Source organism: Colwellia polaris (genome assembly GCF_002104515.1).
GTDB lineage: Bacteria > Pseudomonadota > Gammaproteobacteria > Enterobacterales > Alteromonadaceae > Cognaticolwellia > Cognaticolwellia polaris.
On record NZ_NBOE01000005.1, the window covers coordinates 215,243 to 238,307 of the forward strand.

Consider the following 23,065-nt stretch of genomic DNA (forward strand, 5'->3'; position numbering starts at 1 on the left):
GTTTGCGAGAAAAAACATCTATGAATAATAATTATAAACTTGGCATTACAAAACCTTTTCCTTGCAATTACTTACCCGAACAAGAAGAACGATTGTTAATTGCGGTTGATGAAAACCTACATAACAGGGACCATTATGGTTGGCTTATGCAACAAGGTTTTCGTCGCAGCGGTGATGATATTTATCGGCCTCATTGTGTTGCTTGCCAAGCATGTAAATCTTTACGTGTTCTAGTACAGGAGTTTATTCCATCGAAAAGTCAAAAGCGTATTCTAAAGCGCAATCAACATTTTAAAATTTTGTTAAGTCAGGTGGTAAAAGCAAGCTACTATCCGCTTTATGAACGATATATTAACACTGTGCATCAAGACGGTAGTATGTTCCCAGCCTCTGAAGAACAATTTAAAAGCTTTACCCAAAACAATATTACTGAGCAGTGCTACATCGAAATTTGGCATAATGATGTTTTAATCAGTGTTGCAGTAACCGATGACATACCAAACGCCCTTTCAGCTGTTTATACTTTTTATGATCCCGACTATAAAAGCTATGGTTTAGGTGTTTATTCGATACTAAAACAAATTGAAATCGCTGCTCAACAGAATCGACAGTTTCTCTACCTTGGCTACCAAATAGAAACATGCAGTAAAATGAATTATAAAGACCGCTATAAAGCACATCAAATATTAGTAGAAAATCAATGGCAAACGGTAAATAAATAACACTATAGCTTTACATTAGCGCCGCAATTCGGCATTATCTGCGCAGCTTTTTATTTACGCACTAATTTAGAGGTTTGGCGCCCAATGGCGAAAGAAGAAAATATTGAAATGCAAGGTACTGTTTTAGATACTTTGCCAAATACTATGTTCCGTGTTGAACTAGAAAATGGCCATGTTGTTACTGCTCATATTTCTGGGAAAATGCGCAAAAACTACATTCGTATATTAACTGGCGACAAAGTTACTGTTGAATTAACACCTTATGACTTATCTAAAGGTCGTATTATCTTCCGTGCTAGATAAATATTTCAAGTTTTAGTTTTAAAAGCGCTTTTGCTTAACAAAGCGTTTTTTTATAACTAAAATTTTTGTTATTGCCAATTTAAAAACAAAAAACCGAGCTTGCTCGGTTTTTTTATATCTGAAAATAAAGATATGTTAAATATAAGTTGTCAGCATTAGCTATCAAAAAAACACATAAATGCTCTTAAACATTTATGTGTTAAATTTAGCTAAACATTAGTGTTCGACTAACTCTTTCTTCGATTCATAGTTAATAACGAGTTTGTCTTTCTTAACCGCAACCTTTGCTACTCCACCTTGCGTTAACTCACCAAACAAGAGTTCATTAGCTAATGGTTTTTTCAAATGCTCTTGAATCAATCTTGCCATTGGACGTGCACCCATAGCTTTATCGTAACCCTTATTAGCCATCCATTTTTTAGCATCTTTGGTGACTTCTAACGATACACCCTTCTCGTCAAGTTGGACTTGCAGCTCAACAATAAATTTATCTACAACTTGTTGAATAACCTCATCACCCAAATGGTTAAACCAAACAATATTATCTAAGCGATTTCGAAACTCAGGTGAAAATACTTTGTTTATTTCTTCCATAGCGTCAAGAGTATTATCTTGCTGTTTAAAGCCAATAGATTGCTTAACAGTATGCGCAACACCCGCATTAGTTGTTAACACTAAAATAATATTTCTAAAATCAGCTTTACGGCCGTTATTATCAGTTAACGTACCGTGATCCATCACTTGTAGTAGAATGTTGTAAACGTCTTCATGTGCTTTTTCTATTTCGTCTAACAACACAACAGCATGCGGGTTTTTAATCACTGCATCTGTTAATAAGCCACCTTGTTCATAACCCACGTAACCTGGAGGAGCACCGATTAAACGACTAACGGCATGTTTTTCCATATACTCAGACATATCATAACGCAGTAACTCTACACCTAAGACTTTTGCGAGTTGTTGAGTAACCTCTGTTTTACCAACGCCTGTTGGACCAGCAAATATAAAAGAGCCTATTGGTTTGTGTTCATTACCTAAGCCCGCTCGAGATAAACGAATAACAGAAGATAACTCATCAATTGCATGATCTTGGCCAAAAACAACCAATTTTAAATTACGGTCAAGCGTTTTTAAACTATCGACTTCTGTAGAAGATACCGACTTTTCAGGGATACGTGCCATTTTAGCGACGATATTCTCGATATCGGTATTATTGATGGTTTTTTTACGTTTGGATACCGGCACTAATTGCTGACGAGCACCCGCCTCATCAATTACATCAATAGCTTTGTCAGGTAAAAATCTATCGTTAATATATTTTGCAGAGAGTTGCGCGGCAGCTCTCAAGGCATTATTAGAGTATTTAACGCCATGATGGCTTTCGTACTTTTCTTTTAAGCCATGTAAAATTTTTGTTGTATCGTCAACACTAGGTTCAACAACATCAATTTTTTGGAAACGACGAGCTAAGGCACGATCTTTTTCGAATATACTTTGGTATTCTTGATACGTTGTTGACCCCATGCATCGAAGCTTTCCTGATGACAGTAACGGTTTGATTAAGTTTGAGGCATCAAGCATACCGCCAGAGGCAGCACCAGCGCCTATAATAGTATGAATTTCATCAATAAAGAGAATTGCATTGCCGTCTTGTTCAAGTTCTTTTAACAACGCTTTAAAGCGTTTTTCAAAATCACCGCGGTATTTAGTGCCAGCCAACAATGCGCCCATATCTAAAGAGTATATAGTCGCATCTTTTAGAAACTCAGGTGCTTTATCTGAAACAAGTAAGTTTGCTAAGCCTTCAGCTATAGCCGTTTTACCAACGCCTGCTTCACCGACAAATAAAGGATTATTTTTTCTGCGGCGACTCAACACTTGTAAGGTTCGTTCTAATTCATTATCGCGCCCCACTAGCGGATCTATATTCCCCTTTAAGGCTAATTCGTTTAGGTTTGTAGAGAAATTATCAATAGTACGTGGTTCTTCTTCACCAGCAGGAGCTTGAGACTCACCACTATTTATCCCTTCTTGTTCAACCTTTGCGATACCATGAGAGATAAAATTAACAATATCTAAACGGGTAATGTCAGATTTTTTAAGGAAATAAGCTGCTTGAGATTCTTGCTCACTAAATATTGCTACAAGTACATTTGCCCCATTTACTTCACTTTTACCTGACGATTGCACATGAAAAACAGCACGCTGTAAAACTCGTTGAAAACCAAGCGTTGGTTGAGTTTCACGTTCAGCTTCTCCAGCAGGAATAACTGGGGTTGTATCAGCAATAAATGCTAATAACTCTTTTTTTAAATTTTCGATATCCGCGCCGCATGCTTTTAAAGCATCAATAGATGAAGGATTGTCTAACAATGCCAACAATAAGTGTTCAACCGTCATAAATTCATGGCGAGACTCTTTAGCCTGACGAAAAGCCATATTTAACGATACTTCTAAATCTTTATTCAGCATAGGTTGCTCCCATTAAAATCTTGCGTAATTACGCTTTTTCCATAGTACATTTAAGCGGGTGTTCATTACTCGTTGCGTAACTTAGCACTTGATCAACTTTAGTTTCTGCTACTTCAGCTGTAAAGGTACCACAACGTCCCTTCCCTTTATAATGAATCGCTAACATCACATCTGTTGCTTGTTCTGAATCCATATTAAAAAATCTACATAACACATCGATAACGAAATCCATCGGTGTGTAGTCATCATTTAAAAGCACAACTGTATACATTGGGGGTTTATCAAATTTTTCAATAACCTCGTCATCAAGAACTGTTTGGTCACCTATTAATTCTTTCCATTTACTCATAATTCTATATTAGTCTGTCAGTTAAATTTTGCTTGAGATTTAAAAAATAATAACTAAAAAATGAAATTATGTTACTTAACACTTGACTATTTTTAATTATTATCTACGATTTACTTTAATGGCTATTTTTTAGTCATCTTGTGTAAATAATGATGCTTTAGATAATGCTTTGTGGAAAGCATACCTAATTACCGATGAATTTAGAAGGATGTTGATGTATGGCTCACGGTACAGTTAAATGGTTTAATAATGCGAAAGGTTTTGGTTTTATTCGTCCAGAGGATGGTGGTGAAGATATTTTCGCTCATTATTCAACAATTCAAATGGAAGGATACCGTACGTTAAAAGCGGGTCAAGATGTTAATTACGAGTTAAATGCTGGCCCAAAAGGCGATCACGCTGCAAGTATTACTCCATCAGAAATAGAATCAGACTCAGACAATTAATAAGATACTGAGAATAGTAAAAATAAAAACACAGCTATTTAGCTGTGTTTTTTTATATTTAACGAACTTTATTTACCTTAAAAATCATGATAAATAAATTAGCACTTAAATGCTGCTACGTATTACATATTATCAGTTTACATATTATTAATAATACAATCGCCAAATTCAGAACAAGTGACTAAGGTCGCATTATCCATTAAACGTTCAAAATCATACGTCACTGTTTTCGCATTGATAGCACCAGACATGCCCTTTAACAGTAAGTTAGCCGCTTCAGTCCACCCCATATGTCTTAACATCATTTCAGCAGATAATATAACTGAACCTGGGTTTACTTTATTTAGACCCGCATATTTAGGTGCTGTGCCATGAGTAGCTTCAAAAATCGCCACATCATCATTTAAATTAGCGCCAGGTGCGATACCAATACCGCCTACTTGTGCTGCTAAAGCATCTGATAAATAGTCACCGTTTAAATTCAACGTTGCAATAACACTATATTCTGCCGGACGTAATAAAATTTGTTGCAGCATAGCATCAGCAATTACATCTTTGATGATAATTTCTTTGCCTGTTTTAGGGTTTTTAAGCGTACACCAAGGACCGCCATTCATTAAATCAGCACCGAACTCTTCTCTGGCTAATTCATAACCCCACTCTTTGAAGGCACCTTCAGTAAACTTCATGATGTTGCCTTTGTGCACTAAAGTAACTGACTCACGATCATTATCTATAGCGTACTGAATAGCTTTACGCACTAATCTTTGGGTACCTTCTTTAGAAACAGGTTTAATACCAATACCACAATTCTCTTGGAAGCGAATTTTTGTAACACCCATTTCTTCAGTTAAAAATTTGATCATCTTGTTAGCTTGATCTGTACCTGCTTGGTATTCAATACCTGCGTATATGTCTTCAGAGTTTTCTCTAAAAATAACCATATCTACTTCGCTAGGCTTCTTTACTGGGCTTGGAACACCGGTAAACCATTGCACTGGTCGTTGACATACATATAAATCAAGAATCTGCCTTAAAGCAACGTTTAAAGAACGCATACCACCACCAACAGGGGTTGTAAGCGGACCTTTTATGCCCACTTTATATTCTTTGAACATGTCTAAAGTTTCATCAGGCAACCAAGTTTCAGAATCATACATTTGCGTTGCTTTTTCACCGGCATAAACTTCCATCCAATGAATTTTCTTTTCACTGCCGTAAGCTTTAGCTACTGCAGCATCAACAACTTTCATCATAGGTGGGGTAACATCGACACCTATTCCATCGCCTTCGATAAATGGGATAATTGGGTTATTAGGTACTTTTAACAAACCTTGTTCTGAGGTGATTTTAGCGCCTGCACTAGGAATAATTACATGGTTCGACATACGAGTTCTCCTAAATTTACTAATAAAAATAGCCGTTTGCTAGTTTCTTTTCCCTTAAACTAATAGAAAAAGCGCAGCGACACTAATACTGAAATCATGATGTTTAGTATAACTGCTATGAATGATTAAACCGTTGCTTTAATTTAATTGCAAACTTTTATAGGAAATAAATGGGTTTATTTTCATATCACCCTTTGTATAAGAGCTTAAATTTCAGACAAAAAAAAGCTAGGCAATTGCCTAGCTCTTGACTAACTTATGTTTAATTTATGCTTTAAAAATAATTAAAGTAAGCTAGATAAAATAGTATTTAGCGTTGCACTTGGACGCATAGCTTTGTCAGCTAAATCGGCATCTGCAAAGTAATAACCATTAATGTTCATACTTGGCCCTTGAGCACTGTTAAGTTCCTCAACAATTTTTGCTTCTTGCTTAGTTAATGCTTGAGCAACGGCAACAAAACTTGATTTTAAAGTTTCGTCTTTATTTTGTTCAGCCAAGGCTTGAGCCCAGTACAAAGCAAGGTAAAAATGTGACCCACGGTTATCTAGCTCGTTAACACGACGAGATGGTGATTTATTCTCTTGCAAGAACTTAGCTGTAGCTTCATCGAGTGTATCTGCCAATACTTGTGCTTTCGCATTGCCAGTATTTACGCTTAAGTGCTCTAAAGAAGCCGCTAAAGCTAAAAATTCACCTAAAGAGTCCCAACGTAAGTGGTTTTCTTTTTCGAACTGTTGTACGTGCTTAGGCGCTGAACCACCGGCACCCGTTTCAAATAAACCACCGCCATTCATTAGGGGTACAATTGAAAGCATTTTAGCACTAGTACCTAGCTCTAAAATTGGGAATAAATCAGTTAAGTAGTCACGTAGTACGTTACCTGTTACTGAAATCGTATCTTCACCCTTAGCAACGCGAGCTAATGTATAATCACAAGCTTCAACAGGCGCCATAATTTGAATATCTAGGCCGGTAGTGTCGTGATCAGCAAGATAAGTATTAACTTTCTTGATCATTTCTGCATCGTGACCACGGTTAGCATCTAACCAGAAAATAGCAGGAACGTTAGTTGCCTTAGCACGTGTTACAGCTAATTTAACCCAATCTTGGATCGGTGCATCTTTAGCTTGACACATTCTCCAGATATCACCTTCGCTAACCGCGTGCTCTAATAATGTTGTACCACTATCGTCAACAACGCGCATTGTACCTTCACCAGACATAGTGAAAGTTTTGTCATGTGAACCATACTCTTCAGCTTTTTGCGCCATTAAGCCAACATTTGGTACTGTGCCCATTGTCGTTGGGTTAAATGCACCGTTTTCACGACAAAAATCAACAACTGCAGAAAATACACCTGCGTAGTTACGATCAGGGATCATAAATTTAGTTTCTTTTTGCGTTCCATCTGGTGCCCACATCATACCTGAAGCACGTAATGCAGCTGGCATAGACGCATCAATAATTACATCACTTGGTACATGTAAATTAGTGATACCTTTATCAGAATCAACCATAGCTAATTCAGGACGAGTAGCATAAACGGCATTAATATCAGCTTCAATTTCAGCTTTCTTTTCATCAGATAAACGGCCAATTTTAGCGTAAACATCACCAATACCGTTATTGGCATCAACACCTAATTGATTAAAAGTAGCGCCGTGTTTTTCAAAAACATCTTTGTAGAATACTTTTACAGCATGACCAAACATAATTGGGTCAGACACTTTCATCATCGTGGCTTTTAAGTGAAGAGAAAGTAAAACATTTTCAGATTTAGCTTTTTCTGTTTCAGCAGTAAAAAATTCAACTAATGCTTTTTTACTCATCACTGAAGCATCAATAACTTCTTTATCAAGTAAAGGTAAATGCTCTTTTAATAAAGTAACATCACCATTTTGAGCAACAAATTCGATTTTAACGTTAGTTGCGCCATTAATGGTCGTTGACTTTTCGCTACCGTAAAAATCACCTGATTGCATATGTGCAACATGTGACTTAGTCGTAGGCGACCATTTACCCATTGAGTGCGGGTTAGTACGCGCATATTGCTTAACTGAACCAGGAGCACGACGGTCAGAGTTACCTTCACGTAAAACCGGGTTTACTGCAGAGCCAAGTACTTTAGCGTAAGTTAATTTAATTGACTCTTCAGCTTCGTTTTGTGGCTCTTCAGGGTAATTAGGTAAGTTATAACCTTTCGCTTGTAATTCTTTTATTGCCGCTTGTAATTGAGGGATAGAAGCAGAAATATTAGGTAATTTAATAATGTTAGCTTCAGGTGTTTTTGCTAATTCGCCAAGCTCAGCTAATGCATCGTCCATACGTTGCTCAGCTGTTAAATATTTAGGGAAATTAGAAATTATACGACCGGCCAATGAAATATCGCGCGTTTCAACATCGATTGCTGAAGAAGCAGTAAATGCTTTTACGATAGGTAAAAAAGAATGCGTAGCTAAAGCTGGCGCTTCATCGGTAATTGTATAAATAATTTTTGATGTATCTGTGGTCATTTAAAATCCTTTGCTGATTTGCCATATATCGATAAAATGAATACACATTCAATGACGAATAATTATTCATTTTATCGATAAAAAATATTTTCGCGCGCATAATATAGGAATTCAAAGCGCATTAAAATAGATGAATTATTTTCTAACAAAATTTTATAGAGTTAATATTTGTGACAATAAAACAAAATCAAAAGCTTACGGCTAAATATAAGCGAAAACCGCAAAAGGTACGACCAGTTGACTTTAGCCCTGAAATTGTACTTTTTAACAAACCCTTTGACGTACTATGCCAATTTACTGATGATCAAAATAGAAATACCCTTAAAGATTATGTTGATGTAAAGGATGTTTATGCGGCAGGACGCTTAGACAGAGATAGCGAAGGATTACTGCTACTAACCAACGACGGTAAGCTTCAGCATAAATTAGCTAATCCTAGCCAAAAAACCAGCAAAGTGTATTGGGCACAAGTTGAAGGTGCCCCGACTGAAGATGATCTTATTGCCTTTAGGCAAGGTTTAAATCTTAAAGATGGACTCACTAAGCCAGCAAAAGTTAGCATAATTACAGAGCCCAATATTTGGCCTCGAGTACCAGCCATTCGAGAGCGTGCTGCTATTCCTACCACTTGGCTAGAAATAACTTTACAGGAAGGGAAAAACAGACAAGTTAGAAGAATGACCGCCCATATTGGCTTTCCTACTTTAAGATTAATCCGCTACAGCATAGGAAAATGGACTTTAGATGGTATTAACAATGGTGAATATAAGAGAGTAAAACATGAATGATTTAACTTCAAACCCTCATGGCAGCGCGCAATTTAAGCCTAATACTACCGTTGCCGTTGTCGTTGTTTGCCAAGGTAAGTTTTTATTAGTAGAGGAGATTGAAAATGGACGTACGGTTTATAATCAACCCGCTGGCCATCTAGAAGCTAATGAAAACTTAGTTGACGCGGCAATACGAGAGCTTGAAGAAGAAACGGGATTAGTTAGCTCTGTAGATTACCTCAGTGGTATTTACTATTATTTTCGAGCGTCTTTATCGCTATATTATTTACGATTTTGCTTTGTTATTGAGCGTGACTGTTTTGAACCATGCAAACCACAAGATACTGAAATTCTTGCATGTCATTGGTTAACATATGATGAAATTAAAGCAAAATCTGCTCAATTACGCAGTTCATTAGTGCTTGAATGCATCGAAGACTACCTTAGCGGCAAAAAAATTCCATTAAGTCACCTAAAATCTAATCTTTAATCTATCATCACGCTGAATGACCATGCTATAATTTCGCGCCATTTTCCATAGAAATATAGTTGTCATGACCTCTAACGAACATGTAAATCTAAACTCAACTGCGCCAAACGAGAAATTACCTAAAGACACGAAAGTTATCGTGGGTATGTCGGGTGGTGTTGACTCATCTGTTTCTGCTTATTTATTAATTGAACAAGGCTACCAAGTTGAAGGCTTGTTCATGAAAAACTGGGAAGAAGATGATAATGACGAGTATTGTGCCGCTGCTGAAGACTTAGCAGATGCAGAAAATGTTTGTAAGAAACTCGGTATTAAACTTCACACTATTAATTTTGCTACCGAATATTGGGATAACGTGTTTGAGTATTTCCTTGCTGAATATAAAGCAGGAAGAACACCTAACCCTGATATTATGTGTAATAAAGAAATTAAATTTAAAGCGTTTCTTGAATTTGCCTGTGAAGATTTAGGCGCTGATTACATTGCTACAGGGCATTACGTTCAACGTGAATATTGTAATGGCAAATGGCAAATGCACCGAGGTTTGGACAGCAATAAAGATCAAAGCTATTTTCTATACACATTAAGTCATCAGCAAGTCGGCAGAACATTATTTCCTGTTGGACATATTGAGAAACCAGAAGTACGTGCTATTGCTGAAAAAGCAGACTTGATCACGCACAATAAAAAAGACAGCACCGGCATATGTTTTATTGGTGAGCGTAAATTTAAAGATTTCTTAGGTAAATACTTACCGGCACAGCCAGGCGTTATTGAAACACCTGAAGGTGAAGCTATTGGTGAACACGACGGTTTAATGTATCACACCTTAGGTCAGCGTAAAGGTTTACGTATTGGCGGACTTGCAAATGCCGGTGAAGCGCCATGGTATGTGGTTGATAAAGATCTTGAGCGTAACGTATTAATTGTTGGTCAAGGACACGACCACCCTCGCCTATTTTCTAAAGGCTTAATTGCTAATCAATTACACTTAGTTGATCGCGTTGACTTAACAACACCGATTAGTTGCACAGTTAAAACCCGCTATCGCCAAGAAGATGTTGCCTGTAACTTATCACCTATGGCAAATGGTGAATACTTAGTGATGTTTTCAGAGTCACAAAGCTCAGTAACACCAGGACAATCTGTGGTGTTTTATCAAGATAATATTTGCCTTGGTGGCGGTATTATTAATTCCCTGATTCGCTAATAAAAGATATTCATGAATAATTTAGAAAAACAAACAATTACCTTAGCAGCAGTATGTCAAACTGCCGTGTTAGTGCAGAACATAGCGCGCACTGGTGCAGTGGAAGAATCAGAGCTTGGTATTATGCTCAACAGTATTATGGTGACTTCTCCTGACAATATTTTAGACGTTTATAGTAACGATATTGCGCATTTAAAATCTGGATTAAAAGCTTTAATAGAGCAATTAGGTAATCAAACAAAAGAAAAAGATCCAGAATTAACCCGTTATGTTGTTAGCTTATTAGGCTTAGAAAGACGCTTAGCCAATAAAAAAGGTCAGTTAGCACTTTTAGGTGGCCGTATTGAACAAAGCCAACGTCAATTAGCACACTACGATATTACCAGCGAAACACTTGTTGCTAGTTTAGCTAGTATTTACAGCGACTTACTCAGTCCAATTGGTACACCAATACAAGTTGCTGGCGAACCAAGCTTACTAAAGCAGCAAACTAACCAACATAAAATTCGGGCGCTATTACTCGCCGGTATCCGTTCAAGTGTGTTATGGCGTCAAGTCGGTGGTAAACGTAGAAATATACTCTTTGGTCGCACAAAAATGGTCGCGTGCGCCAAACAATTACTTAAAGAAATTTAAATATAACCTCAGGAATATACTATGGAACTTTCAGCATTAACTGCGATATCACCGGTTGACGGTCGTTATGGTAGTAAAGTTAAATCATTACGCCCTATTTTTAGCGAGTTTGGCTTAATTAAATACCGTGTAACAGTAGAAGTACGTTGGTTACAAAAACTAGCGGCTACCGCTGAAATAGCCGAAGTTCCTGCCTTTTCTGCTCAAGCGAATGCTTTGTTAGATGCTATTGTGAGTGAATTCTCTGAAGCTGACGCTCAAAATATCAAAGACATTGAAGCAACAACTAACCATGATGTAAAAGCCGTTGAGTATTTTCTAAAAGAAAAAATCAGCGCTAATGCTGAATTAAATGCTATTACTGAGTTTATTCATTTTGCTTGTACCTCTGAAGATATTAACAACCTTTCACACGGTTTAATGTTATCTGACTGTCGTGAAAACGTACTAATGCCTATGATTGACGATATTCTAGCTGATATAAAAGCATTAGCCGTTGAATATAAAAATATCCCTATGATGTGTCGTACTCATGGTCAACCGGCTTCACCGAGTACGCTAGGTAAAGAAATGGCCAATGTTTACGTGCGTTTAAAACGTCAACGTCAGCAAATTGCTCAAGTTGAAATGTTAGGTAAAATTAATGGTGCAGTGGGTAACTACAATGCGCATTTATCAGCATACCCTGAAGTAAATTGGCATAACTTTGCGGATGAGTTTGTTAATTCATTAGGCTTAAGCTTCAACCCATTTACAACACAAATTGAACCACATGATTACATTGCCGAGCTATTTGACGCCATTGCACGCTTTAATACCATCCTCATTGATTTCGATCGTGATATTTGGGGTTACATCGCTATGGGACATTTCAAGCAAAAAACCATTGCGGGTGAAATTGGCTCATCAACAATGCCACATAAAGTTAACCCAATAGATTTTGAAAATTCTGAAGGTAACTTAGGCATTGCTAACGCGTTATTTACGCATTTAGCACAAAAATTGCCTATCTCTCGCTGGCAGCGTGACTTAACTGATTCGACTGTACTTCGTAACTTAGGTGTTGGTTTTGCTCATACCTTAATTGCTTATCAAGCAACACGTAAAGGCATCAGTAAATTACAAGTAAATGAAGCGAACTTATTAGCTGAGTTAGATGCAAACTGGGAAGTTTTAGCTGAGCCAATTCAAACAGTTATGCGCAGATACGGCATTGAAAAACCATACGAAAAACTTAAAGAATTAACCCGTGGTAAACGTGTTAACGGTGATTCAATGCGCGAATTTATTATGACGTTAGAATTACCAGATGCTGCAAAAGCACAGCTTTGTGAAATGACACCAGCATCTTATATCGGTCGCGCGGTAGAGTTTATCAATGAGCTAGACTAAGCTCATTACAATAAAATAAGCTTAAAAAGTTAATAATAAAGGGATCCGCTAGGCTCCCTTTTTGTTATTTGCTCTTTAGTTATTGACTATTGAGTTATTTACTATTCAAAACAATCAATAGTACCGACATTGTAAGCATGTTTATTTTAGTATTTACATTGCGCTATTACTGTTGATTATAAGGGTTAAAAATGAATTTAGAATCGTTAAATTGGGGAGATTTATCTCCAGAAATATTTCTTAAAGAGTACTGGCAAAAAAAACCTTTGCTGATCAAACAAGCCTTTTCAAACTTTGAAGATACAATTTCTGCAGATGAATTAGCCGGATTAGCGATGGAGGCTGAAATTGAGTCTCGCATTATCAGTGTTGATAATAATGACAATTGGCAGGTTGATCATGGTCCATTTGAAGATTTCTCTCAATACGGTGAATCTTATTGGACTTTATTAGTGCAAGCAGTCAACAACTGGTCTCGACCAACAGATGCCCTGTTAAAGCCATTTTCGTTTATACCTAACTGGCGAATAGACGATGTCATGGTAAGTTTTTCAACGCCAAATGGCGGTGTTGGTGCACATTTAGATCAGTACGATGTATTTATTGTTCAAGGTAGTGGAAAAAGACATTGGCAAGTGGGCGCACCTGACAACACTTTAACCAACCTGTTACCCCATGCAGATCTGAAACAAGTTTCTGAGTTTACGCCTGTTATTGATGAAATTACCCAAGCCGGAGATTTACTTTATATTCCACCTAATCATCCGCATAAAGGCATATCAATTGAAAATTCAGTCAACTTCTCTATTGGTTTCCAAGCGCCTTCTAGCCAAGATTTATGGTCAAATTTTGCTGATAAACTGATTGATAATAACTTAGGCGAAGAAAGGTTTAGTGATCCAGATAGAGCGTTAACGAATACAAGTTACCTCATTACACCAAAAGATAAGCAACAACTAAAAGCATTTATGTTGCAGCAGCTTGAACAAGAGTCATTTTACGAACAGTTTATCGGGCAATATTTAACCCAAGGTCATCATGCCATGGAAATATTAATACCGGTTGAAGATATAGATGAAAGTAAACTCAACGATATATTATCTGAACCCGAAATTAGTTTTATGCCGGTTTCAGGTTTAAAAGTGGCACTAATTAATGATGAACAAACAACACTATTTATCAATGGTGAGAGCTTTTTACTTGATAACCAAACTCTTCCATTGGGTGAGAAATTAGCACAACAACAAGCGTTAAGTACTCATGAAGTTAAAAATCTCGCAATTTGTTTGAAAAACAAACAATTGTTAACTAGTGTATTAAATAAGGGCTATTGGTATATAGATTAAAAAATGTCATACACAGTTAGTAGAGTACAGTGGGAGCAAGCAGCCCCACTTTTAAAAAATGTCAGAGAGCAGGTATTTGTTTATGAATGGCGAATACCTAAGAAAATTGAGTTTGATCGAAAAGATTACTTTGCTAATCATGTACTGGCTTGTCACGATAAAACCCAAGAGCCCATTGGCACAGGGCGAATTTTATCAAGCGGAGAAATTAGTCGTATTGCCGTGTTAAAAGACTGTCGTAAAGATCAAGTGGATAAAATTATCTTAGAAAAGCTTTTTACCATAGCGAAGGAAATGGAGTTAAAAGAAATATTTATTTATAGCCCTTTAGAGATTATCGATTATTTTCGTCAATATAATTTTAATACAACCGGGGCAGTTTTTATGGAGGCTGGCATGCCTAAACAAAAAATGACTTGTCTTTTGGAACAAGTCACTCCAGCGAAGTATTATCTAAGCCATTAAATTGACTTAGATAATCACCAACATTTATTACAATGGACTGTTAAGCCCATACATCATCTTTAGCATAAAGTTGATAAAGACCTTCGGCCTTAGACATTAATAATTTCGCATAATCAACTTGTTCTTGAGAATCACTTTTTAAAAGGCCATCTGCTTGTATTTGCCATTTAAAAGTAAAGTGACGTAAAACATTACGTGCTGATTCATTTTCTTCTAAAACGAGGTGATCTGTAGGTAAATCTCCGCTAATAACCCACACTTTAGTTTTGTCGATTAAATTAATTTTCCAAACCGCCATTAATGGAATTAAATAACGGCTTTCTGTATCTGCTACGCTCTCAGTGACCAAGCCTTTTTGCGCTAGATACTTAGTAGCTTTTAAATATTGTTCGCGAACCCAAGCTTGTTGTTCGTCTTGAGTCATTTCTAATTTTTTTGTCATATTTATGGTCTTTTTATTGTTTATATTAATAAGTTATTAACATTAAGAAAGTTTGTATGAATTAGTTCACAGCAAAGTACAAATTTATTCGCAGCTTCAGTAGCGAAGCAATTGCCTAAATGGTATTGTGCGCAGCGAATTATTACAACCCTAGTTTAAGTAAAAAATAATACTTAAACTATTTTCAAATCATTGGAGATTTCGATAGTGGCCGTTTTTGATTTAGTAGATTTTGATAACCACGAGCAAGTTGTATACTGTAGTGACGACGCATCAGGACTTAAAGCTATCATAGCTGTTCATAGTACCGCATTAGGCCCTGCTGCCGGTGGGTGTCGTTTTTGGGATTATGCAAGCGATGAAGCCGCTCTTAAAGATGTATTACGTTTATCTAAAGGCATGACATATAAAAATGCTATGGCCGGCTTAAAGCTTGGCGGTGGTAAAGGCGTTATTATTGGTGATGCCAAAACATTAAAATCAGACGCATTATTTAAAGCCTTCGGCCATGCGGTTAATAATTTAAATGGCCGTTACTACACTGCAGAAGATATTAATATCACAACAGGTGATATGGCAATTGTTAATCAAAGCACTGCGTTCGTTTCAGGACTTGAAGGTAAAAGTGGTAACCCTGGTCCTTTTACTGCTTTAGGTACTTTTTTAGGCATTAAAGCAGCCGTTAAGTTTAAGTTAGGAAAGGACGAATTAACGGGCATTAAAGTAGCCGTTCAAGGCTTAGGTAGCGTAGGTTATTCACTTTGTGAAAAATTACATGCTGCAGGTGCAGAATTGATCGTAACTGATATTAACCCAGTCGCTTTAGATAGAGCAGCAAAAGAGCTAAATGCTACTGTTGTTGGTTTAGATGAAATCTATAGCCAAGATGTTGATGTGTACTCTCCTTGTGCACTTGGTGCATCTATTAATGATGAAACAATCGTGCAATTGAAAGCAAGTATTATCGCGGGTTGTGCAAATAACCAATTAGCAGAATCACGTCATGACAAAGCTTTACTTGAAAAAGGTATTTTGTACGCACCTGATTATGTTATCAATGCTGGTGGTATTATTAATGTGGCATTAGAGATTTATCCTGAACCTTATTGTGCGAAAAGTGCAACAAAGTTAGTAGAGAATATCTATAACACTTTGATGACTGTTTTTGAAACAGCAAAGACTAACAATATGCCCACCGGCTTTATTGCAGATGAAATGGCGCGTAATATTATCGCTGCAGGTGCTAAGTAAGTATAGCTATCAGCTATCAGCTATCAGCTATCAGCTATCAGCTATCAGCTATCAGCTATCAGCTATCAGTATTAAAACTGACCTAGAAAAATAAAAAAGCACCTAAGGTGCTTTTTTTGTTTTAAAGAGGTGTGACTTTACCTGAAGTTTTATAACTCATTTAGCAAAGCTTGCACCGGGTGTAGTGTAACTTTGTTATCTAAGCGTTTTATCTGGCTTCTACACGAATAACCGGTAACTAAAATTTGCGCTGAGGCTAATTGTACTACTTTATCCTGCCAGCTCATTTTATAAAGCGAGGTAGAGTTATCAAGATTCACTTTTTCATGGCCATATGTACCAGCCATGCCACAGCAACCTAAAGAGGTATTAGATAAATTTAAACCAAAATGTTTGAAAATCTTTACCCACTGCCCTTCACTGCCAGCTAAGGCAGTCTTTTCAGTACAATGGGCAAATAGTTTATAAGCTATGCTACTAGCGCTTTGTACTGTAATTACAGGACTAACGTTGTTATCTATGAGTGTTATCAGCCACTCATGAGCCAATTTAACTTCAAAATCACCACGATATTCCCCTAATGCTTGCTTGTATTCATCTCTAAAACATAAGGCTAATGAAGCGTCTAAACCTACCATAGGTATATCAAGTTGGTGTACTTCATTTAAAAACTCCGCCGTGTTTTTAGCTGTTTTAGCAAATTTAGCTAAAAAACCTTTTACATGCTGCGGTTTACCATTGGGTTTGAAAGGTAAAAGTATTGGGTCGAACCCTAGCTTTCTAGCTAATAACATAAAATCTTCAACAACCTTTGCATCATAAAATGATGTAAACGGATCTTGCACAATTAATAGCGTTTTTGCACGTTTATCTGCGGTCATACTCTTCAATGCTGATAAATCAAAAGGGGTAAATTTATGCTGAGCTATTCTTTGTGTTAAAGTCGGGATTGATAATAAAGGCGTATCAACATAACCAATAGAGACTTGCGATAATTTATCGTAAATACTTGAAGCTAAAACACTGTTGACTAGTTTTGGTGTTTTAGCCATCAAAGGTGTCATCCACTCTACATTCGCCACTAAATGATCTTTTAATGGTCTAAAATAACGAGTGTGATATAGGTTAATAAAACGCGCTCTAAAATCTGGCACATCAACCTTAACTGGGCATTGGCTCGCACAAGCTTTACACGCTAAACATCCTTGCATTGCTTCCATAACTTCATGGGAGAAGTCATCTGCATCATCGCGATTTAAAACGTTAGTTAAACGGTTTTTCACCTTATCTAATAGACTTTTAACGGACCAGTTTTGAATATTTTGCTCCATAACAAGCACATCAACACCTTTAGTCTCTAATAAGCGTAACCACTCACGCATCAAGCCAGCCCTACCTTTCGGAGACTGCCTTCGGTCACGCGTTACCTTGCTGGAAGGACACATAGGGCTATCAAGGTCATAATTGAAACACAAACCGTTACCGTTGCAATCGAGCGCTGAATTAAAGGAAGTTTTTACCTTAGTAGGGATTTGTCTGTCATAAAAACCGCGTTTTTTATCATCGACAGAAACTAGTTTTTCTGTCGAAAGATAAGGCGTACAAATTTTACCTGGGTTCATTTTGTTTAGTGGGTCAAAAGCGGCTTTAATTTTTCTTAACTCAAGAAATAATGTTTCGCCAAAAAACTCTGGACCGTATTCGCTGCGGTAACCTTTACCATGTTCACCCCACATTAACCCGCCATATTTAGCCGTTAACGCCACCACTTTATCTGAAATATCTCTCAGTAAAACTTCTTGTTCAGGGTCACACATATCGAGTGCTGGTCGCACGTGTAAAACTCCGGCATCCACATGACCGAACATACCGTAGTGCAAACCATAGCCATCGAGCAATGCTCTAAATTCTACTATGTAATCGGCTAAGTTTTCAGGTGGCACAGCAGTGTCTTCAGCAAATGCTAGCGGTTTTTGGCTGCCTTTGGTGTTGCCCAACAAGCCTACTGCTTTCTTACGCATAGTATACAATTTACCTATGCTGGTAAGATCAGATGTTACTTGATAACCAATAACGCCGGTTTTATTGGCAATATCTTTATCAAGCTCTGCACATAAAGCAGAAACTTGGTCGGCAACACTTTCAATACTTTCGCCGTTGTATTCCACCATGTTGATACCGTCCATAACGGCACCATCAACATCTTGCAGCATATCACTGACTAATTGCCACACAATATCCTGTTTTGCTAAATTAAGTACTGTACTGTCTATTGTTTCAACAGAAGTTGCTTTCGCTTCTACTAAGCTTGGAGAGTGGCGTAGTGCTGAATCAAAGCTGTCATATTTAATATTAATTAACGTTTTAGCATTCGCAATAGGCGTTAAGTTCAGTTTAGCTTCACAAACAAAGGCTAACGAGCCTTCTGAGCCAGTAATAATACGACTTAAGTCAACCATAGACATGTCATGATTGAATACGTTTTCTAAGTCGTAGCCTGTTAAAAATCGATTTAAGCGCGGAAATTTTTCTAAAATCTGTACGCGATTATCAACACATGAGTTAAGTACTTGTTGCATTAATTTTGCTTCTGTACCCTCCTGCTGAGCAAGTAATTGTGCTTGTTCCATGCTTTGAGGTTTTGTTTGCAGTATTTCACCGTTTGCCAAAACACTTTCTAATGCTAAAACATGATCAGAGGTTTTACCGTAAACTAATGATCCTTGACCTGAGGCATCCGTGTTGATCATTCCCCCCACAGTGGCGCGGTTACTGGTTGATAAGTCAGGCGAGAAGAAAAAACCATAAGGTCTTAAATAATCATTGAGTTGATCTTTAATAACACCCGCTTCAACACGTACCCAGTTTTCTTGAACATTAATCTCTAAAATACGGTTCATGTATTTTGATAAGTCGATAACAATACCTGGGGTCAGGCTTTGTCCATTAGTCCCGGTGCCGCCACCACGTGCACTAAATTTAATGCCGTTGAATTTATCTTCGCTGCCGAGCAAAGTAATAATTTGAATATCTGATTTGTTACGAGGATGCAGTACTAATTGAGGAAGTTGTTGATAAATACTGTTATCAGTGGCATGCGCTAATCGAGCACTGTACTGGAAATTTATATCACCTGAGAACGATTTAGTCGCCAATATTTCGGCAAACTCTTGATATAATGGAGAAACTAACTCTTGAGGACTTAAGCGAGGTAACATGGATAAAAGTCTATTAACAATATTATGTGAAAAATATTATATCATGAGACTTTGTTAATTTAATCGTTTTACAACAAAAGCCTAAGAACTTTTTTGTCATTGTAATCACAAGTAATAACAAACAAGTACTTAGGCTTTAATAAGGTCATAATTTACTTTCAACCGATTAAGGTTAATTTATTATGATTTTTTGTGTTGCTCTGCTAAATATAACCATGTTGGCAATACGGTATCTGGGTTTAGTGATAAGCTTTCAATGCCTTTTTCAACTAACCAAGCGGCAAAGTCTTCGTGATCAGATGGGCCTTGACCACAAATTCCTACGTATTTACCACGCGCCTTACAGGCTTTAATGGCCATTTCTAGTAAAATTTTGATTGCTGGGTCGCGTTCGTCAAACAAATGCGCCACTAAACCTGAATCTCGGTCTAAACCTAACGTAAGCTGTGTTAAGTCATTAGAACCAATTGAAAAACCATCAAAGTAATCTAAGAATTGATCAGCCAGTAAAGCGTTCGAAGGTAATTCACACATCATAATAATACGTAAACCATTTTCACCGCGTTTTAAGCCATGCTCTGCAAGAATCTCAATAACAGCAGCCGCTTCGTCGAGTGTACGTACGAATGGGATCATGATCTCAACATGGGTCATATCCATATCGTTACGCACGCGTTTAATCGCCTCACACTCAAGAGCAAAACAATCTCTAAAGTCTTTAGAGATATAACGAGAAGCACCACGATAACCAATCATCGGGTTTTCTTCTTCTGGTTCGAAATTGTCACCGCCAACTAAATTAGCGTACTCATTTGATTTAAAATCAGACATGCGCACAATAACTTTTTCAGGGGCATATGCTGCGGCTAAGGTAGAAATACCTTCGGTTAGCTTGGCAATATAAAACTCTACAGGGTTATCGTAACCCGCAATTATATCGCGAATTTCATCTTGTAAATCGGCTGATTGCTCATCAAAATTTAATAAAGCTTTAGGATGAACACCAATCATTTTGTTAATAATAAATTCTAAACGTGCTAATCCAATACCAGCATGTGGTAAACGAGCAAAAGCGAATGCGCGATCTGGGTTACCTACGTTCATCATTATTTTTAAAGGTAAGTCAGGCATTGCGTCGACTTCTGATGTGGTAACAGTGAAGTCTAATTTACCTTGGTAAATGAAACCGGTATCTCCTTCAGCACAAGAAACTGTTACGTCATCGCCTGTAGCAATTTTTGATGTTGCATCACCACAACCAACAACCGCAGGAATACCCATTTCACGAGCGATAATGGCAGCATGACATGTTCTTCCACCACGGTTAGTGACAATAGCAGAAGCACGTTTCATAATTGGCTCCCAATCTGGGTCGGTCATATCCGTAACTAAAACATCGCCTGGTAAAATTTTATCCATTTCAGCTAGCGATGATAATACTTTTGCCTGACCACTACCTATTTTATGACCAATAGAGCGCCCTTCACAGATAATATCTGCCGTTGCTTGTAATTGAAATTGCTCCATTACATTAGCATTTTCACGACTTTTAACTGTTTCTGGACGTGCTTGTACTATATATAGTTTACCGTCTAGGCCATCTTTAGCCCATTCAATATCCATTGCTCGGCCATAATGCTTTTCAATGATAACCGCTTGCTTGGCGAGTTCTTCAACCTCTTTATCATTAAGTGAAAAGGTATCAGATTGTGCTTGGTCGATATCGACAATTTCAACTTGCTTGCCATGTTCTTCGTTAGCAGCGTAAATCATTTTAATGGCTTTACTACCAATATTACGGCGTACAACTGCAGGTTTTCCTTTAGCTAACGTTGGCTTATGAACATAAAATTCATCTGGGTTAACGGCACCCTGCACAACCATTTCACCTAAACCATAGCTTGAAGTAACAAATACCACATCTTCAAAACCAGATTCAGTATCGATAGAGAACATAACGCCACTTGATGAAATATCACTGCGAACCATACGTTGAATGCCAGCGGAAAGCGCAACACCGCGGTGGTCGTAGCCTTGATGTACACGGTAAGAAATAGCACGGTCGTTAAAAAGAGAGGCAAAAACGTGTTTAATCGCTACCATTACAGCATCGAGTCCACGAACGTTTAGAAAGGTTTCTTGCTGGCCAGCGAAAGAAGCGTCTGGCATATCTTCAGCGGTTGCAGATGAACGAACAGCAAATGAGGCATCATCAGCAAAACCACCTGCAAGCTTAGCGTAAGCTTGTTCAATATCGCTTTGCATATCAGGTAGGAATGGGGTATCGATAATCCATTGACGAATTTTTGCACCGCATTCAGCTAAAGCATTTACATCACTGACATCTAAATCATCAAGCAACCGATAAATTTTATCGTTTACACCACTTTGTTCTAGAAATTCATTAAAAGCAAACGAGGTAGTTGCAAAGCCACCAGGCACTTGCACACCCACATTCGAAAGATTGGAAATCATTTCACCCAATGATGCATTTTTACCGCCAACACGGTCAACATCATTCATTCCTAAATCTTCATACCAAAGCACGTATTCTTGCACGACAACATCTCCACTAGACATAATAAAATTTAAGAAAGCTATCTATCAAAAATATGCTAAAAATATCTTTCTTAACGCTTTTATCTATTTTTGTACTAATAAGTGGTTTATTTCATGCCACAGACATTTTACACTGCTAACCTTGAAACTAAAGTACTATTTAAATATTTTCACCTTTCATTTCAGAATAATATATAGGATAAAAAATGCGGGCAGCTTTTTATATTTCGGACGGCACAGCAATAACATCTGAAGTTTTTGGTCATGCACTGTTATCTCTTTTTCCTATGGAGTTTGAGCATGACACTATTTCTTTTGTTGAAACAAAAGAAAAAGCAATTGAAGCATGTAAACGTATTAATAAAGCAGCCAAGCGAACCGGTATGCCGCCTTTAGTATTCCATACCTTTGTTAATCCAGATATTAGAGAAATTATTGACGGCTGTGATGGGGTTATTTATAACTTCCTCGAGCACTTTATTGCCCCACTTGAAGAAAAGTTGGGTATTAAAGCAAAACCTAAAGCCCATAGAACCCATAGTATTCATGAAAACAGTTATGATTATCGTATCGACGCGGTTAACTACTCGTTAGCTAATGACGATGGCTCAAATGTTACTAACTATGAGCATGCCGATGTTATCCTCGTTGGTGTTTCTCGCTCTGGTAAAACACCAACAGCGCTTTATTTAGCACTGCAATATGGTATTAAAGCAGCAAATTACCCTTTTACCGATGATGACATGGACGAATTAAAAATACCGTCGTTTTTAAAAATGCATAAAAAGAAAATATTTGGCTTAACAATAGACGCAGAAAGACTTGTCGATATTCGCGATGGCAGAATGGCAAATACAAAGTACTCTTCTGCTCGCCAATGTCGGATGGAAATACGAGAAGTTGAAAAGCTCTATAAACAAGAAAAAATTCCCTTCCTAAATACGACTAAACTGTCTGTTGAAGAAATAACGGCTAAAATACTATCAGAAACCGGTCTTCAGCGTTATAAATATTAACTTATAACAATTTAGTTTCATTAATTCTTCGAAAGCGGTTCACATAATTGCTTATATTCGTTATGTTAGCGCGA

The 23,065-nt window shown here is 37.4% G+C and carries 19 protein-coding genes; 12 read left to right on the plus strand and 7 right to left on the minus strand.

The genetic code is table 11. The features are described 5' to 3' along the window. Window positions 1-20: 20 nt before the first annotated feature. Window positions 21-722, plus strand: a complete 702-nt coding sequence (locus B6A32_RS10635) for an arginyltransferase (protein WP_085303761.1) — start codon at window positions 21-23, stop codon at window positions 720-722. An 84-nt stretch (window positions 723-806) separates the two neighbouring features. Then, the gene (gene infA / locus B6A32_RS10640; protein WP_011043571.1) at window positions 807-1,025 is read left to right on the plus strand and encodes a translation initiation factor IF-1; all 219 of its coding nucleotides are present in this window, start codon (window positions 807-809) and stop codon (window positions 1,023-1,025) included. Between the two features lie 216 nt (window positions 1,026-1,241). Here infA and clpA read toward each other — a convergent pair whose 3' ends face one another. Then, window positions 1,242-3,497, minus strand: a complete 2,256-nt coding sequence (gene clpA / locus B6A32_RS10645; protein ID WP_085303763.1) for an ATP-dependent Clp protease ATP-binding subunit ClpA — start codon at window positions 3,495-3,497, stop codon at window positions 1,242-1,244. Between the two features lie 28 nt (window positions 3,498-3,525). Beyond that, the gene (clpS, locus tag B6A32_RS10650; RefSeq protein WP_085303765.1) at window positions 3,526-3,846 is read right to left on the minus strand and encodes an ATP-dependent Clp protease adapter ClpS; all 321 of its coding nucleotides are present in this window, start codon (window positions 3,844-3,846) and stop codon (window positions 3,526-3,528) included. 218 nt (window positions 3,847-4,064) lie between these two features. Between clpS and cspD the strand changes: the two genes are divergently transcribed. Further along, window positions 4,065-4,292 (plus strand): cold shock domain-containing protein CspD, encoded by a 228-nt coding sequence (gene cspD, locus B6A32_RS10655; RefSeq protein ID WP_085303767.1) that lies wholly within the window; start codon window positions 4,065-4,067, stop codon window positions 4,290-4,292. A gap of 137 nt (window positions 4,293-4,429) precedes the next feature. On the opposite strand, the gene icd is transcribed toward cspD, so the two are convergent. Together icd and B6A32_RS10665 are read right to left on the minus strand one after the other, a co-directional pair. Then, a complete protein-coding gene (gene icd, locus B6A32_RS10660) occupies window positions 4,430-5,680 on the minus strand; it encodes an NADP-dependent isocitrate dehydrogenase (RefSeq protein ID WP_085303769.1) in 1,251 nt (416 codons plus the stop codon). A 284-nt stretch (window positions 5,681-5,964) separates the two neighbouring features. Then, entirely contained in the window at window positions 5,965-8,196 is a 2,232-nt protein-coding gene (locus B6A32_RS10665; RefSeq protein WP_085303771.1) for an NADP-dependent isocitrate dehydrogenase, read from the minus strand. A 170-nt stretch (window positions 8,197-8,366) separates the two neighbouring features. Between B6A32_RS10665 and B6A32_RS10670 the strand changes: the two genes are divergently transcribed. From B6A32_RS10670 to B6A32_RS10700, 7 genes are all read left to right on the plus strand, one after another. Then, complete coding sequence (locus B6A32_RS10670) at window positions 8,367-8,984, plus strand: pseudouridine synthase (RefSeq protein ID WP_408607670.1); 618 nt, start codon at window positions 8,367-8,369, stop codon at window positions 8,982-8,984. Next, window positions 8,977-9,456 (plus strand): NUDIX hydrolase, encoded by a 480-nt coding sequence (locus tag B6A32_RS10675; protein WP_085303773.1) that lies wholly within the window; start codon window positions 8,977-8,979, stop codon window positions 9,454-9,456. The genes B6A32_RS10670 and B6A32_RS10675 overlap by 8 nt, the downstream gene beginning before the upstream one ends. A 64-nt stretch (window positions 9,457-9,520) precedes the next feature. Further along, on the plus strand, window positions 9,521-10,666 hold the full coding sequence (mnmA, locus tag B6A32_RS10680; protein ID WP_085303775.1) for a tRNA 2-thiouridine(34) synthase MnmA: 1,146 nt from the start codon (window positions 9,521-9,523) through the stop codon (window positions 10,664-10,666). A gap of 12 nt (window positions 10,667-10,678) precedes the next feature. After that, window positions 10,679-11,302 carry a high frequency lysogenization protein HflD gene (gene hflD, locus B6A32_RS10685; RefSeq protein WP_085303776.1) on the plus strand — a complete coding sequence of 208 codons (624 nt, stop codon included), beginning with the start codon at window positions 10,679-10,681 and terminating at the stop codon, window positions 11,300-11,302. A gap of 21 nt (window positions 11,303-11,323) precedes the next feature. Beyond that, on the plus strand, window positions 11,324-12,694 hold the full coding sequence (gene purB, locus B6A32_RS10690) for an adenylosuccinate lyase (RefSeq protein ID WP_085303777.1): 1,371 nt from the start codon (window positions 11,324-11,326) through the stop codon (window positions 12,692-12,694). A gap of 191 nt (window positions 12,695-12,885) precedes the next feature. Beyond that, on the plus strand, window positions 12,886-14,040 hold the full coding sequence (locus tag B6A32_RS10695) for a cupin domain-containing protein (protein ID WP_085303778.1): 1,155 nt from the start codon (window positions 12,886-12,888) through the stop codon (window positions 14,038-14,040). 3 nt (window positions 14,041-14,043) lie between these two features. Further along, entirely contained in the window at window positions 14,044-14,505 is a 462-nt protein-coding gene (locus tag B6A32_RS10700; protein ID WP_085303779.1) for a GNAT family N-acetyltransferase, read from the plus strand. 40 nt (window positions 14,506-14,545) lie between these two features. On the opposite strand, the gene B6A32_RS10705 is transcribed toward B6A32_RS10700, so the two are convergent. Next, window positions 14,546-14,947: a DUF4826 family protein gene (locus tag B6A32_RS10705; RefSeq protein WP_233131385.1), complete on the minus strand. Its 402-nt coding sequence runs from the start codon at window positions 14,945-14,947 to the stop codon at window positions 14,546-14,548. A gap of 207 nt (window positions 14,948-15,154) precedes the next feature. On the opposite strand from B6A32_RS10705, the gene B6A32_RS10710 reads away from it, so the two are divergent. Beyond that, window positions 15,155-16,198: a Leu/Phe/Val dehydrogenase gene (locus tag B6A32_RS10710; protein ID WP_085303780.1), complete on the plus strand. Its 1,044-nt coding sequence runs from the start codon at window positions 15,155-15,157 to the stop codon at window positions 16,196-16,198. A 149-nt stretch (window positions 16,199-16,347) separates the two neighbouring features. Here the strand turns inward: B6A32_RS10710 and ydiJ are convergent, their stop codons facing one another. Next, complete coding sequence (gene ydiJ / locus B6A32_RS10715; RefSeq protein ID WP_085303781.1) at window positions 16,348-19,416, minus strand: D-2-hydroxyglutarate dehydrogenase YdiJ; 3,069 nt, start codon at window positions 19,414-19,416, stop codon at window positions 16,348-16,350. A 180-nt stretch (window positions 19,417-19,596) separates the two neighbouring features. After that, entirely contained in the window at window positions 19,597-21,975 is a 2,379-nt protein-coding gene (gene ppsA, locus B6A32_RS10720; protein ID WP_085303782.1) for a phosphoenolpyruvate synthase, read from the minus strand. A 206-nt stretch (window positions 21,976-22,181) separates the two neighbouring features. On the opposite strand from ppsA, the gene ppsR reads away from it, so the two are divergent. Continuing rightward, window positions 22,182-22,991, plus strand: a complete 810-nt coding sequence (gene ppsR / locus B6A32_RS10725) for a posphoenolpyruvate synthetase regulatory kinase/phosphorylase PpsR (protein WP_085303783.1) — start codon at window positions 22,182-22,184, stop codon at window positions 22,989-22,991. Window positions 22,992-23,065: the final 74 nt, after the last annotated feature.